Raw genomic sequence first — 14398 nt, forward strand, 5'->3', positions numbered from 1 at the left:
TCTCACAGCCCTTGTCGAATCCTCCCTGTCGTCGTATGCTCTTCGTGTACCCCCCTAGGGGGGATAGGAGGAAGGCATGAGCAAAACCATCGAGCTGGGTGTGCAGGGGATGACCTGCGCCAGTTGCGTGGGGCGGGTCGAGCGGGGGCTGGGCAAGGTCGAGGGGGTGCAGCGTGCCAGCGTGAACCTCGCCACCGAGCGGGCCACCGTCACCTACGACCCGGAGCAGACGGGGCCGCAGGCCTTGATCGCCCGGGTCAAGGACGTGGGCTACGAGCCGGTCGTGGGCGAAATCGAGCTGGGCGTGCAGGGGATGACCTGCGCGAGTTGCGTGAGCCGGGTGGAGCGGGCCCTGAAGAAGGTGGACGGGGTGCTGGACGCCAGCGTCAACCTCGCCACCGAGCGGGCCACCGTGCGGTATCTGCCGTCGAGCGTGAGCGCGGGGCAACTCAAGGCGGCGGTGAAGGGCGCCGGGTACGAGGTGCTGGAGGCTCAGGCCGGTCGGGACCGGACCGACCTTGAACGTGAAGCGCGCGAGCAAGAGATTCATGGGTTGCGCCGCGCGGTGACGTTCAGCGCCGTCTTCGCCCTTCCCCTCGCCCTCCTGGCGATGGTCCCGATGCTCGTGCCCGCCGTGAACGACTGGCTGATGAGCACCTTCGGGCACGGGGTCATGACCACCCTGAACTGGGTCATGCTGGCCCTCGCCGTGCCTGTGCAGTTCGGCCCCGGGATGCGCTTCTACCGCCTGGGCTGGAAAGCTCTGCGGAACAGGTCGCCGGACATGAATTCCCTGGTCATGATCGGCACCTCGGCCGCGTTCTTCTACTCGCTGGTCGTCACGCTCGCGCCGCAGGTCTTTCCCGAAGGCACCGCGCACGTGTACTACGAGGCCGCCGCCGTCGTGATCACCCTGATCCTGCTGGGCAAGTATTTCGAGGCCATCGCCAAGGGGAGAAGCAGTGAGGCGATGAAGAAGCTGCTGAGTCTTCAGGCGAAGACGGCGCGGGTGGTTCGGGGCGGCCAGGAACTCGAACTGCCCACGGACGAGGTGCTGATCGGCGACCTGATCTCCGTTCGCCCCGGCGAGAAGGTGCCGGTGGACGGTGAGGTCACCCTGGGCAACTCCTTCGTGGACGAGAGCATGATCACCGGCGAACCGATTCCCGTCGCCAAGCAGGCGGGCGCGGCGGTCGTCGGCGGCACCATCAACCAGAACGGCGCCTTTCAGTTCAGGGCGACCAAAATCGGGGCGGACACGGCGCTCGCGCAGATCATCAAGCTGGTGGAGAGCGCCCAGGGCAGCAAGCCCCCGATCCAGGGCCTCGCGGACCGGGTCGTCTCGGTGTTCGTCCCGATCGTCATCGGCATCGCCGCCCTGACCTTCCTGATCTGGATGGTGGTGGGCGGGAGCACCGCCCTCTCGTTCGCCCTGGTCACGACGGTCGCGGTGCTGATCATCGCCTGCCCCTGCGCGATGGGCCTGGCGACGCCGACGAGCATCATGGTCGGCACGGGCAAGGCGGCTGAGCTGGGCGTCCTCTTCCGCAACGGCGCGGCACTCGAAGGCTTGCAGGGCGCGAACGTGGTGGCGGTGGACAAGACCGGCACCCTGACCAAGGGCAAGCCGGACCTGACGGACCTGGTGACGGCCCCTGGATTCGACCGGACGGAAGTGCTGAAGCTGGTCGCGGCGGCCGAGGAGCAGAGCGAACACCCCATCGCCCGCGCCATCGTGGATGCGGCGAAAAGAGAGGGCATGGCCATCCTTCCCCTGGAGGGCTTCGAGGCGGTGCCCGGGTATGGGTTGGAAGCGCGCGTGGAAGGCCGCCTGGTGCAGGTGGGTGCCGACCGTTACATGCAGCGGCTGGGCCTGAGCGTGGACAACTTTGCAGCTCAGGCCGAGCGACTCGGGGACGAGGGTAAGAGCCCCTTGTACGCGGCCATCGATGGTCAGCTCGCGGCGGTCATCGCGGTGGCCGACCCCATCAAGGAGGGCAGCCCGGAGGCCGTGAAGGCCCTTCACCGCCAGGGCCTGAGGGTCGCCATGATTACCGGCGACAACGCCCGCACCGCGAACGCCATCGCCCGTCAGCTCGGCATCGACGAGGTCCTGGCCGAAGTGCTGCCGGGCGGGAAGAGCGACGCTGTGAAGGAACTGCAAGGGAAGGGCCAGAAGGTGGCCTTTGTCGGGGACGGCATCAATGACGCACCCGCGCTCGCCCAAGCGGACGTGGGGCTCGCCATCGGCACGGGCACCGACGTGGCCGTCGAGACCGCCGACGTGATCCTGATGAGTGGGGACCTGCGCGGGGTCCCGAACGCCTACGCCCTCAGCCGCGCCACCCTACGGAACATCAAGCTCAACCTGTTCTGGGCTTTCGCGTACAACATCGTGCTGATCCCGGTCGCGGCGGGCGTCCTGTACCCGGCCTTCGGCTGGCTCCTCAGCCCGGTGTTGGCGGCGGCGGCGATGGGCTTTTCCAGCGTCTTCGTGCTCAGCAACGCCCTGCGCCTGCGCAGCTTCCGGCCTCCCGTCCGTCCCGATCCCGTTCCCACCCGTGCAGGTACCGCCACCCCGGCGCGCGCCTGACCTCCCGGAGCCGCACCCGCGGGTGCGGCCCCCTCCGCCTTGAAAGGAGTGCCGTTCCATGGCGAAGCTGAACGTGGCTGACCTGATCCGCGACCTCCGGACGAACGCCGGACCGGACCTCTGCCGCGCGGGGTTCCTCGAACGCTCGCGGAGGCGCGCCGCCTACCCGGGCGAGCAGGGCCTCCCGCTCCTGGGCGTCGGCAGTTCCTGTGGCAAGCCCGCCTTCGCCCTGCCCTACCTGCTGACCTGGACGGACGAGAACACCCGGGCCCTCGAAGCCCTCGCCCGGCGCTACCGCAGCCACGTTACGTACGGCCACCTCGCCCACCTGCGGCACACCGCCACCGGGAAGGAACTCGCGGCCATCCAGGACTGGACCCCCTTCGGGGTGGTGTACCTGCGCGCCGAGTACGATCATGCCGCCGAGCTGCTGCGCGACCTCGTCGACACCCTCAACCCTCAAGACGCCCCCAGCGGGCAGGAAAGGACCACCCCATGACCAAACTCTCCATCGGCCCCTGGATCGCCGCCCAGAAACTTCCCAGCCCGGGGCTCGCCCGCGACCGCGCCGCCTTCCTTGAGCGCGTGAAGGTGCGCGCCGAGTCGCCGAGCGTCGCCGGGTTCCCCCTGCTGGGCACCGGCGGTTCCTGCGGCAAGCCCGCCTTCGCCCTGCCGTACCGGGTGACCTGGGACGAGGAGAACACCCTCGCGCTCGAGGAGGTGGCGCGCGAGTTCGGCTGCTTCGTGGAGTACGGCGTGTACCCGCACCTCAAGCTCGAAGACGGCGGGCAGGAGGTCGCGGCGGTGCAGGACTGGAGCACCTTCGGCACCGTGTACCTGCGGCCCGGCTACGAGCGGGCCGAGGAACTGCTCGTGCGCCTCGCCGAAGTGCTCGCGCCCCAAAGCGTGGTGGCCTGAGGCGCGGACTTCCACTTACGGGCGGCCCTTTCCCCCGAAGGGCCGCCTGTTTGGCCGTGGAGGTCGGGCTCGGTGCTCACCCCACGGACAGGTACGCGCGCAGCACCCGGCGCGCCTTGAACGTCACGTCGCCCGCGGTGGCCTCGCTCGTCGAGGCCAGGTGAAAGAGAGCGTGCGTGACCTCGACGCACACGGCGGCGACCTCAAGTTGCCGGCCGGCCGGTGTGGAGCACGGGCTGTCAGCAGCGCGAGCACGCGCCGCGCGAACTCGAGTGAAGGTGCGCGAGCACCCGAAACAACCCGCGGTGTTGGTGGTCCTCACCGCCAGCGCCTTGAAAAAGGCGTCACTTCATTCCTCGGTGGAGCGGCCCTCGCCCGCGGCGAGACGCGGGCCCCGTGGCCTGCCCCCGCGTCCCTGGGGCTGCGGCTGTCCCTCCTGACCCTGTTCACCACCTTCGCCAACCCGCTCACCGAGGCGGGGGAGCTGATGGGTGACCTCGGGACGGCCCTTGGTGTGGCGGGCGTGCTGGTGCAGGCCGCCCTGCTGGCCGGCGTGGTGCTGTTCGTCGCTCGGCGCTGATGCTGCTCGTCCACGCCAACTACACCCTGCTCCCCGCGCTGATCGTGACCGGCCTGCTCACGGACGGGGGGTACGCCTGGCTGCGCCCCTCGGCGGGGCGGGCGCACGCCGTTCAGGCCTTCGCCGCCCTGGTTCCGGCCACCCTGTTCGTGCTCGTGCTGACCACCCTCGCCCTTACCGGCGTCCTAGACTGGAGCGTGACGCTGGTGGCGGGTGCCGTCACGCTCGCGGCCCTCACCGGATGGCTGCTCGGCCTCGCCTTCCTTCCGTTCGCGCAGACCCCATGACCGAACTCACCGTCGGCCCTGGACTCGCCTCACGGAATCTCGTGACCGCCTCGCCTTCCTGGGCCGTTCCCTGGGGCTGCGGGACCCGCAGCCCGTCACCGGATTCCGGCAGGTCGGCCTAGGGGACCGTGGCGGGAAACCCTGCTTCGTCCCCTCCGTGCTGATCCGGACGGGTGACGCTGCCCGGCGCCTGGAGGACATCGCCGCCGAGCTCGGGTGCTCTCCCGAGGACGGCGTGTACCGGCCCTTGAAGCTCCGCGAGAACGACCAGGAGGTGGCGGCCGTGCGGGTCCCGGGCGGGCCATTCCCGTCGCGGAAACGGCCCGCTGGCTTTCCAACCGGACAGTTCCTCAGCGCCGTTGGGGCCGAGGGTCCGCCCGGTGCCCGCCGTTGGGCTAGCGGGCGGCAAGGTTTTTGTCAGCCCGCACCGGTATGCTGCTGCGAGTCCATGATGGCTGCTCCTGTTCCGCACCGGCCCGGGGAGGCCCGCGCCCTGTCTGGCGGCTGGGGGCACGGGCTGACCCCTGGAGGTCATCCTGGCCTGCCCGGGGGCGGAAACACCCGATCTTTCCCCCGGAGTCAGGGCGGCCGTCCCGCGGCCTCTGGCCGGGCTGGGTGCTGGAGCAGGGTCCCGGGACGGGGGCCCGCGCGCTGCCCGACCTGCTCCGCGCCCCGGCCCCGGTGCCCCGTCAGCCCGCCTGAATTCGCCGAACACCGAAGCTGCCAGAGGTGAACTGTGCGCCCCAAGGATGTCACGCCGAGACCTGCCGCCTGGACAACCCGGGCCGCCCTCTTCTCCCTGCTCTCCTGTGGGCTGCCCGGGGCCTGGGCAGCGCCGTCCAGTTCCTCGCCGCCCGTCCCTGTGGCCCGGGCGGCCCCCACCCCGCAGGACGTGACGCCCGGCACGGCCAGGGGCGCCGGCGTGACGTTCGGCCAGCCCCGCGCCAGCAGCGACAGCGGCAAGACCCGCGTGGTGTTCGACCTCGGCCGGGGCGTGACGTACGGCCTCACCCCCACCGCCGGGGGACTGCGCGTCGACGTGGTCGGGGCGCGGGTGCTGCCCCAGACACGCGTGGGTCTGGGCCCCGGCGTCACGGGGTACCGGGCGTCCGGGCAACAGGTGCTGCTGGTCACGCCGTTCCCGCTCTCGCTTTCCGACGGGTGGCGGGCCAGCGAGGCGACGCTGGCGGGTGGGGGGCGTGTCCTGCTCCTGGACTTCGGGCCGACCCTGGTGGGGGGCGCGGGGGCGGGGCTCCGGGCGCGGGTCCGCCCCGCCCCTCCATCTGGGGGTCTCCCGCCGGGCACTCCCCAGAACGACCGGGTCACGTTAGCCGCCTCCTCCCGTCCGTCCAGCCCGGCGACGGCCCCAATACCCCTTCCGGCGGGCCTGCCGCCCAGCGACGTGGTGTCCGCCACCTCGCAGGTCACTCCGCCCGCCCCGCCTCCCCCCCTGCCCGGGCAGGAGGGCGGCCAGCCGAGCGCCCTCACGGGTCAGGCCCGGGGAGCGCGCCGGGTGGGCGCCGCGCTCGCCCCGCCCCGGCTGGGCCAAAACCCCGGCCTCACCCGCGTGGTGCTGGACCTGCCGCCGGGCACCCGCTACCGCCTGGTGCCCGGCAGGGTGGGCCTGCGCGTGGAGTTGACCGGGGTGAGCGCGCCCGCCCTCTCCGCGCAGAACGTGACGCCCGAGGTGCGGGCCTGGCGCTACGAGCCGGCCGGGGAGGGCGTGAGCGTGACGCTGGCCACCGCCGCGCCCCTGACCGAGCGCGGCGGCTGGCGGGCCCAGCTCGTGCCGCCACTGGACGGCTCGGACCACTCCCGGCTCGCCATCGACCTCTCCCCGGCTCTGGCGGACCTCACGCCGCTGCCCGCCCGGGAGCGGGTGCTGGCCGCCGTCCCCGCCACGCCCGTGTCCCCGGGGACGGCGATCCTGGCCCTGAGCACGAGCCTGGCCAAGCCGCGCGTCGTGATCGATCCCGGGCACGGCGGCCGCGACCCCGGGGGCGTCGGCGCGGTCGTCGAGAAGGAGGTGGCCCTGGACGTGGCCCGGCGGGTGCGTGACCTGCTGCGCGCGGCCGGGGTGGAGGTGGTGCTGACCCGCGAGACGGACCGCGAACTCGCGCCCGACAAGGCCGCCGACCTGAACAGGCGCGCGGCGCTGGGCACGCCCGGCACCCAGCTCTTCCTAAGCATCCACGTGAACGCCCTGCCCACGGCGAGCGCGCTGCGGGGCTACGGGGTGGAGACCTGGTGGAACCGCAACCACCCGCTGTCGGGGCGCCTCGCGGCCCTGATCCAGCAGAACGTCACCGGGGTGACCGGCGCGTTCTCGCGGGGCCTGAAGAATGACCGTTCGCTGGCGGTGCTGCGGGGGAGCCGCATTCCTGCGGCGCTGATCGAGATCGGGTACACGAGTCACCCGGTCGACGGCCTGAACCTCCGGGACGGCCACTACCTCGACCGCATGGCGGTGGGCATCGCGCGGGGCATCCGGGAGGCCCTCGTGACCGGAATCACCGCGGGCGGAGCGGTGGGCGGCGCCGGGAAGTGAGGGGCGGGCACCCCCCGGGCTGGGCGCTGTGGCGTGACGAGGTGTTGGTGGGGCCCGGCACGTGCCCCGGGCGCCCGCTGCTCGTCATCCAGTCCCCCGGTTCCCGGCAGCCGTCCCCTCCGCGCCGTGTGGGACGCGAGGAGAGGCGCGGACGGTCGGAGGGGTGGCCGGGAGCCCGTGAGGCGGCCCTCCGCCGGGAGGCTGGCCTTCCGGCCCCCGCGTCGCCACTTCAGGGAGGGGCCGCATGTCTCAATTCCGGCAAATCTGTTGCGGCGCAACAGATTTGCCCGACCGAAGGGAGAAGGAAAGAAAGCGTTCCGGTGGTGGAGTGGACGAACCGGTGCTCTCCCGGTTCGGTAACGGATTAACCGGAACGCTTATCGGCGTCCGGCCCGGCACGCTCACCTTTCAGGGGGAGGCCTTCTGTTCTCCTCTGCTGAACCCAACACCATGACGAACTGGAACACCTACAAAACAGAGCTGGCGCGGTTCTCGCCGCTGGAGTTGTTGCGGGGAGGCGCCGCCGCGCAGCTCCACCCCCGGAACGCTGGCCGGCTCCTGCGCCTGAGCGCCTTCACGCAAGCCGCCCTGTCCTTGCCGTCATCGGAGGATGGGCGCGTCCCTTCCCGGGAGGAGTTCCTCGGGCTGATCCAGACGGCGGGCGCCGTTTCGGGGTTCTCCCTCATGGAAGACCCCTCCGATAACGCCCCCACCGAGCACCTCGTCGTGCCGGCCGGGGACTTCGTGGTGTTTCCCGGCATCGAGGAGGAGGCCGTGCACAGCCTGGAGTTGCTGCTCACGGGCGCCTTGGAACTGCTCCGGCGGGGAGGCGGAACGCCGGAACTTCACCGCGCGGTCCGTTCCTGCCTGGCCCTCCTCACCCTGAGTGACGAGGTGTACCGCCGCGGCGCCGAGCACCTGACGGCGGGCGCCCATGAACACGGGGTGTATCTGCCCGACGACGAGGGCTTTCAGCGCCTCAAGGACGCCGTGACCTATACGGAGCTCGACCTCACCGGGGTGCTCACCGACCGCGGCCTCGACGTGGGTGACCTCGCGCCGTTCATCGTGGCCCAGGGCAGCGGCCCGGTCGGGGAACCCGGGCTGGACGGGGGTCTCCTCGCCCACCAGCCCCTGGTCGCCAGTGGGGACGCGTACGTCTTCTTTCCGGTCGGGCAGGTGTTGCGCGCGGCGCGTCACCTCCTGCTGACCCCCAACACCTTCACGGCGGCCCTTGAGGCCGTGTATTACGACCTCGCCTGGCGGGGCGTGCAGGTCTCGTTGCGGCGCATGGGCATCGTTCAGCCGCTGGTGGCGTTCGCGGGCGTCCATACTCCGCTCGTCCGCACCCGGGCCTTCGAGATTGACGGCGACAAGGTGCTGCATCTCGCGCTCGTCGGTGATCCCTTCCGCAACTATCGCCCGCACGAGCTGTTCGAGCCCTCCGACCTGAGTGCGCTGCAACCGCAGCTCGACGGAAGTTACGCGGCGTTGCAGGCGTTGCTCAGCGCCTTCCCCGAAGGGTCGCGTTCACAGGTCTTCTCGCTGGTCGTCTTCGAGGGCATCGGGAACGTGGCGCTGCTGCCCGCGCTCGGCGCCGAGACCGCCTATGCCCTGAGCGTGGGAGCCTCGGACCTGGAGATGATGTCGTACGACTTCGAGCGTGACCCGCTCGGCCTGCTGTATTTCGCGCAGGCGGTGGGTGACCTGTATCGCCGCCACCGACTGGGCCTGGTCGGCACGCTCGACCTGTTCGACGCGTACCGGCGCCACGGGCACAGCTTCTACCTGTCCGATCACGCGCCGCCCACCGGGTTGTTCCTGATGCCGGGCGGCGCGGGCAACGTCCGCCGTGAGCGGCGCGCCGAGCTCGCCGCCCACGGCGTGCCGTACGGTCCGGTCTGGACCCGGGTCACGAACTACCACCGTGATCCGGGCGTCGCCCTCTTCCAGTCGCTGGAGATGTTGCGCGGCGGCCTGATCAACCTGCTGGCCGAGGGAGACGCGCTGCGGATCTGGGTGGTGGCCCAGCACGAGGAGGCCCTGGACGTGAACCTGCCGCTGATCGCCGAGACGCTCGCGTTCTGGCTGTGGCAGCTCGCCCCCCACCTCGAAGAGGATCTGGCGGAGGCTGGACCGCACCTGTTGCGGGTCGTGATCCTGCCGGTCTCCACACTCCCCCCCGACCCGGAGGCGCCGCTGGCTGGCCTGCGCGTCCTGCCCGACCCTCGTGGCCGCTCGGTGCTGTTGCAGGTGGACGAGACGTTCACGGCCAACTTCACCACACCGGACAACCTTCCAGAGCGCACCCTGATGCGCAGGGTGCTGGGCGCCCTCGGGGAGGTCATGGTGGCCCACGGGCTCCTCAGCGCCTCACCCGACCTGGAGGCCGCCATCGCCCGCGTGATGGGCGACCCGGCGAAGAAGAAGATCAGCGTGCTGCGCGACGTGCCGGTCCTGCTCGGGGGCGACGAGCTGCCGCGCGCGCGGGTCTTGCAGGAACACCAGGAGAGCCGCTCGCTCGACTTCCTTGCCAACGCCCTGGGGGCAGACTTTCCGGTGGGCACCCTCCGGGAGGGAGCCGATGCCCCCGCGCTCCTCAACGCCGCCGTGGGGAAGTTGTACGGGGAGTTCGTTCGCCTCGCGGGGACGCTCGACGCCGGCCGAGCCCTGCCGTACTTCGTGCGGCAGCACGAGGCGACGGTTCAGCAGACGGCCAGCCGCCAGTTCACGTTCGACTTCACCCGCCGCTGCTACGCTGGTCACCCCATCACGCAGCAACGCCTGCGTGAGGAGTACGGCCGCAACAACCGCACGGCCATCGCGTCGCGGTTCGTGATCGAGTACCTGGCGGCGCAGCCACCGCAGGGGGAAGACGCGCCGACCCTGGAACTGTATGACCGCCTGATCGCGCTCGCCGCCCTCATCCACGCCTTCGGCACGAACAGCGACCTCGCCTTCCACCGGCTGGCGCACGTCACCGCCGAGATCCTGCCGTCCGGTCGCCTCGCCTCCGACCGGGGCGCGTACGAACCTGCGAGGACGGCCTTCGAGGCCAACATGTTCGACGACGTCACGCGCGAGTCCCTGAGCCTGGCCCGCTCGTACCTCGGTGACCTCGCCCCAGGGGACGAGCTGCCGGACCGCGCTCTGTTGGACGCGGCTTTTGAGCGCGAGACCGGCTGGACGCTGGGGGACACGCTGGCATTCCTCGACACCGTCAGCGCTCTTCCCGGGAGCGGGGTGCTCCCGCGGCAGATGCCCCTCCCCGACTTTCTCCGCACCCTCGCCCGGGCCCTGGGCTGGGACGAGGGCAAGGTGCGCGCGTTGCTGGACACGCTGAGCCTGACGCCGCGCCCCCACTTCCTGCGTCCGCCCAGGCCCTGGCGTCCCGAGGACGTCCAGCCGTGGCGCTTCAACCGCCGGCTGTCCTCCCTGCGCCGCCCGGTCCTCCTGCTGGAGGGCGAGGCCACCCCCCAGGTGGTGTGGGGACCCCGGGCCGCCGCGTCCGCCTCACACTACCTGCTGGACCTGCTGCACAGCGGGCGCTTCAAAGCGGACAGTGTGGAGTTGCGGCAACTCCTCGGGGAGGTCAACCGCAGCCGGGGGCGGGCCTTCAACCAGCAGGTGGCCGCCTTCCTGAGGGCCCTGGGCTTCTGGCATGTCCAGGAGCAGGCGAAGGTGTTCGGAAGGGTGCGCCTGCGGGACGAGCACGGCCTCGACCTCGGCGACATCGACGTCTTCGTCGTGGACGACGTGCGGCGCAGGGTGTACTGCGTGGAGTGCAAGAACTTCGCGGTGGCGCGCACCGCCGCCGAGACCCACGCCCTCTTCGAGCGGCTGGAGCGCGGAACCGCGACGGAACGCTCCATCGTGGAGCGCCACGAGCGGCGCGTCCACCACGTGCGGCAGCATCTACCGGCCATCCTGGAACACTTCGGCCTCCCGCCGGGGGACTGGGAGGTCGAGGGCTTCATCGTCTTCAACCACGATTCCGTCGCCTACTCCCTTTCGAGCGCGGCTCTGCCCGTGCTGTCGTTCGAGCAGTTCGTCCGGCGAATGGAACATGGTGTGGTGAGGGGGGCAGCGTTGCCCGGAACCGGGGGCACGCCCTGATCCGGCCAAGCGGCCCAGGGAGAGGGAACTTGGAACGTCTGGCCCTTCCACCCTTCGCGCTGCTGGCCTGCACATTGGGCGGGCGGCTCGGTCGCCGGGCCGCTCCGGACGGCGGGGTCGAACTGGGCCCGGCTCAGTACAGACTCAGCGGATTCACCGGCGTTCCCTGAACCGTCACGCGGTAGTCCAGGTGCGGGCCGGTGCTGTTCCCGGTGCTCCCCACCCGCGCGATCACCTGACCGGCGTCCACCCGCGTCCCCACCCGGGCGAGGTTGGCGCTGTTGTGGCTGTAGCGGGTCGTCATGCCGTCCCCGTGGTCGACGAGCAGCGTCCAGCCCCAGCCGCTCTGGGCGTCGAAGCGCGACTCGGTCACCACGCCCGGCCGCGCGGCCCGGATGGGCGTGCCGGTCGGGGCCGCCAGGTCCACGCTGGGGTGACGCTCCAGAAAGGGGGTGGTCAGGCGGCCCTGCACGGGCATGACGGCCGTCACCCGGATGGACGCCGCGCGCACCGTGGGGGTGCCGGGCGCGCGCGTGACGGCCGGCTTGGCCGGCAGGAGGAGGCGCTGACCCACGCGCAGCGGCCGCTGGGGATCGAGGCCGGGGTTGGCCGCGAGCAGCGCCGCCAGGGTCGTGCCCTGGCGCTTCGCGATCAGGGAGAGCGTGTCCCCGCGCCGCACCGTCCACCCGCGGGCCGGGGAAACGGCGGGCAGGGTCAGGCGCGCCCCGGCCCGCAGGGTCCCCTGCCGCAGCCCGGGGTTGGCCTGGACCAGCGCCTGGACGGTGGTGCCGTGCCGCACCGCCAGCCGGGTGAGGGTGTCGCCGGGTTGCACGGTGACCGTGGCGGCCGCGGCGAGGCCGAGCCACGTCAGGGTGAGGGTCAGAAGAAACTTGGCAGTCATGAACGCCCGGCAGCTTGCCCCATAATTGTAAAGATGGCGTAAAGACGGGCCGGGGGCGCGCCGACCGGTTGGCGGAAAAGAACCTGGCCCCGCTCGGGGCCAGGTCTGGGGTGAGGGACGTTAAGCGCCGCGCTTGATCAGCCACTGGCGGAAGCTGTACATCTCCCCGGCCTGCGCGGTGACGATGTCGCGGGCCAGCTTGAGGACCCGGGCGTCGCTGCTCTTCTCCAGCGCCATCTGCGCCATGTCGATGGCCGAGGAGTGGTGGGGCAGCATGCCCTGCACGAACGCCACGTCGGGATTCCTGGCCTTTTTCACCGCGTCGGCCATGCCGCTCATGCTGCTCTTCATCATGTTGGCCATGCGGGCGTCGCTGCCCCCGTAAGTCTTGAGCCACGTGTTCATCTGGGCGATCTCACGGTTCTGGTCCTTGATGATGGTGTTCGCCCAGGTCTTCACCGTCGTGTCCTTGCTCAGCGGCAGCACCGCCCGCGACATGTCCACGGCCATCTGATGGTGCGGAATCATCATGCTGAGGAACGCGCGGTCAAACGCCTTGCCCTGGAGCTTCTCCAGGCCGCTCATGTCCATCTGCATGGTCATCCCGGACATGGTGTTGCCGGACATCTGGCTGTGGTCCATCCCGCCCATGCTGCCCTGGGCGAGGGCGAGTCCAGTGAGCAGGGCGGCCGTGCCGGCGATCAGAAGAGGGTTGCGCTTCATGGCCACAGGCTAGAGTGGGTGTGTAAAGTTCGTGTAAAACGCGTCCAGGTGAGTGAAACCTGAAGGTGGGGCTGAACCCCTGTTCGGGCGTGGCCGCCTCCCCGTTCAGGAGGGGTCCGGCCAGCACCCGGCGGCCAGGGTGCGCCTCCTGCCCCCAGCTTTACACGAGCTTTACAGGTTCTGCGTAGCTTCAGAACAGGCTGGGGTGGGTTGTCCCGGCCGTGGAGGTGGCGTGGACCCGGTATTCCTTCAAATCGGCAGTTTCAAGATTGCCTGGTACGGCGTGCTGATCACGCTCGGCATCGTGGCGGGCGTGTGGGTGGGCACCCGCATGGCCCGAGACCGTGGCCTGAACGTGAACCTCTTCAACGACATGATCCTGTGGATGATCATCTGGGGGCTGGTAGGCGCCCGGATCGTGTTCGTGGCAACCTCCTGGGACCAGTTCGCGGGCATCCCCTTCCCGCGCGTACTGCTGGACATCGTCAACCTGAGGGCCGGAGGCATCTCCATCCACGGCGGGCTGATCGGCGGGATTCTGGTGCTGATCTACTACACCCGGCGCTACAAGCTCAACTTCTACGAGTACGCGGACCTGTTCGTACCCGGTGTGGCCTTCGGCATCATCGGCGGGCGCATTGGCAACATCATGAACGGCACCGACACGGTGGGACGGGTCACGGGCTGGCCCATCGGCTACCGCTGGCCCAACGGGGCGCGCGCCTTTCACGACGGCATGTGCGTGCGCAACCCCAACCCCGACTTGGACCTCTCGCGCTACTGCCAGGAGATCGGCGGGCAACTGGTGATGACGGCCCCCGTCCACTTCACCCAGCTCTACGGGGTCTTCATCGGGATCATCCTCTCAGTCGCCGCCTACTTCTGGCTGCGCTCACGCAAGGCGGGGTGGGCCTTCTGGCAGTTCTGGCTGTGGTACTCGATCCTGCGCGCCGGGCTGGAGGAGACCTTCCGCCTCAATCCGCTGACCCTCAAGTCGTACCTCAACCAGGGGCCCAACGCACCCGGCATCGGCCTGTGGACCGACACCCACCTGATCAGCATTCCGCTCATCCTGGTCAGCATCGTGATGCTGCTGCGGCTTCGCAACCGACCGGACACGCGACCGGCTGGCCGCTTGGTCGGCCCCTCTTCCCCCGCAGCCGAGCCCACCCCAGTGGAGCGCCCATGAACCGGACCACCTCTTCCCCGCCCGCCCGTGATCGTTCGCGCCGGGTCCTGGGGCTGGTCCTGCCCGCCCTGCTCGCGGCCTGCTCCTCACGGGACCTCGCCGGGGTGCAGAAGTTCACCTTCCAGGCGGGGGATCACCGCGAGGGCCGGCTGGTGTACGCGCAGACGCCGCCCGCCGGGGGGCCCCACAACCCGTCCTGGCAGAACTGCGGCGTGTACACGTCGGCGCTGTACAACGAGTACGTCGTGCACAGCCTGGAACACGGCGCGGTGTGGATCACGTACGGGCCGACCCTTTCCCCGGAGGACGTCCGAACCCTGGCGGGTCTGGCCCAGGGCCGCACGCACGTCCTCGTCTCCCCGAACGGGCAGCAGACCGCGCCGGTGGTCTTGACCGCGTGGGGCGCGCAGCTCCCGGTGGACGGGGTCGGCGACGCCCGCATCCGGGCCTTCCTCGACCGCTACGAGCAGGGTCCGACCACACCCGAGCGCGGGGCCGCCTGCACCGGCGGCTACTCGGGCACCCGGTGAAGGCGCCCGGGAA

10 protein-coding genes are annotated in these 14398 nt (G+C 70.6%); 8 read left to right on the forward strand and 2 right to left on the reverse strand.

Going from position 1 to position 14398, the window contains the following annotated elements; all coding sequences use genetic code 11:
• Positions 1-76: 76 nt before the first annotated feature.
• The 6 genes from E5F05_RS04995 (at position 77) to E5F05_RS05020 (ending at position 11042) form a co-directional block, all read left to right on the forward strand.
• Positions 77-2593: a heavy metal translocating P-type ATPase gene (locus tag E5F05_RS04995; protein ID WP_103128000.1), complete on the forward strand. Its 2517-nt coding sequence runs from the start codon at positions 77-79 to the stop codon at positions 2591-2593.
• A gap of 58 nt (positions 2594-2651) precedes the next feature.
• Positions 2652-3092 (forward strand): hypothetical protein, encoded by a 441-nt coding sequence (locus E5F05_RS05000; RefSeq protein WP_103128001.1) that lies wholly within the window; start codon positions 2652-2654, stop codon positions 3090-3092.
• Complete coding sequence (locus E5F05_RS05005; RefSeq protein ID WP_103128002.1) at positions 3089-3511, forward strand: hypothetical protein; 423 nt, start codon at positions 3089-3091, stop codon at positions 3509-3511. Before E5F05_RS05000 ends, E5F05_RS05005 begins: the two co-directional genes overlap by 4 nt.
• Before the next feature lie 579 nt (positions 3512-4090).
• Positions 4091-4378 carry a hypothetical protein gene (locus tag E5F05_RS05010; RefSeq protein WP_103128003.1) on the forward strand — a complete coding sequence of 96 codons (288 nt, stop codon included), beginning with the start codon at positions 4091-4093 and terminating at the stop codon, positions 4376-4378.
• 922 nt (positions 4379-5300) lie between these two features.
• Positions 5301-6926 (forward strand): N-acetylmuramoyl-L-alanine amidase, encoded by a 1626-nt coding sequence (locus E5F05_RS05015; protein WP_241687051.1) that lies wholly within the window; start codon positions 5301-5303, stop codon positions 6924-6926.
• 450 nt (positions 6927-7376) lie between these two features.
• A complete protein-coding gene (locus tag E5F05_RS05020) occupies positions 7377-11042 on the forward strand; it encodes a hypothetical protein (protein ID WP_103128005.1) in 3666 nt (1221 codons plus the stop codon).
• A gap of 133 nt (positions 11043-11175) precedes the next feature.
• Here E5F05_RS05020 and E5F05_RS05025 read toward each other — a convergent pair whose 3' ends face one another.
• Positions 11176-11943 carry a LysM peptidoglycan-binding domain-containing M23 family metallopeptidase gene (locus tag E5F05_RS05025; protein ID WP_103128006.1) on the reverse strand — a complete coding sequence of 256 codons (768 nt, stop codon included), beginning with the start codon at positions 11941-11943 and terminating at the stop codon, positions 11176-11178.
• A gap of 120 nt (positions 11944-12063) precedes the next feature.
• Positions 12064-12666 carry a DUF305 domain-containing protein gene (locus tag E5F05_RS05030; RefSeq protein WP_103128007.1) on the reverse strand — a complete coding sequence of 201 codons (603 nt, stop codon included), beginning with the start codon at positions 12664-12666 and terminating at the stop codon, positions 12064-12066.
• A 232-nt stretch (positions 12667-12898) separates the two neighbouring features.
• On the opposite strand from E5F05_RS05030, the gene E5F05_RS05035 reads away from it, so the two are divergent.
• A complete protein-coding gene (locus E5F05_RS05035; RefSeq protein ID WP_164973353.1) occupies positions 12899-13855 on the forward strand; it encodes a prolipoprotein diacylglyceryl transferase in 957 nt (318 codons plus the stop codon).
• The gene (locus tag E5F05_RS05040; RefSeq protein WP_103128009.1) at positions 13852-14385 is read left to right on the forward strand and encodes a thioredoxin-like domain-containing protein; all 534 of its coding nucleotides are present in this window, start codon (positions 13852-13854) and stop codon (positions 14383-14385) included. Before E5F05_RS05035 ends, E5F05_RS05040 begins: the two co-directional genes overlap by 4 nt.
• Positions 14386-14398 lie beyond the last annotated feature (13 nt).

The sequence above is a fragment of the Deinococcus metallilatus genome (genome assembly GCF_004758605.1).
In the GTDB taxonomy this organism is placed as follows: domain Bacteria; phylum Deinococcota; class Deinococci; order Deinococcales; family Deinococcaceae; genus Deinococcus; species Deinococcus metallilatus.

Bases quoted from the DNA above. Each gene is read 5' to 3' on its own strand.
- E5F05_RS04995 (WP_103128000.1), top strand. From the start codon at position 77: ATGAGCAAAACCATCGAGCTGGGTGTGCAGGGGATGACCTGCGCCAGT.
- E5F05_RS05000 (WP_103128001.1), top strand. From the start codon at position 2,652: ATGGCGAAGCTGAACGTGGCTGACCTGATCCGCGACCTCCGGACGAAC.
- E5F05_RS05005 (WP_103128002.1), top strand. From the start codon at position 3,089: ATGACCAAACTCTCCATCGGCCCCTGGATCGCCGCCCAGAAACTTCCC.
- E5F05_RS05010 (WP_103128003.1), top strand. From the start codon at position 4,091: ATGCTGCTCGTCCACGCCAACTACACCCTGCTCCCCGCGCTGATCGTG.
- E5F05_RS05020 (WP_103128005.1), top strand. From the start codon at position 7,377: ATGACGAACTGGAACACCTACAAAACAGAGCTGGCGCGGTTCTCGCCG.
- E5F05_RS05025 (WP_103128006.1), bottom strand. From the start codon at position 11,943: ATGACTGCCAAGTTTCTTCTGACCCTCACCCTGACGTGGCTCGGCCTC.
- E5F05_RS05030 (WP_103128007.1), bottom strand. From the start codon at position 12,666: ATGAAGCGCAACCCTCTTCTGATCGCCGGCACGGCCGCCCTGCTCACT.
- E5F05_RS05040 (WP_103128009.1), top strand. From the start codon at position 13,852: ATGAACCGGACCACCTCTTCCCCGCCCGCCCGTGATCGTTCGCGCCGG.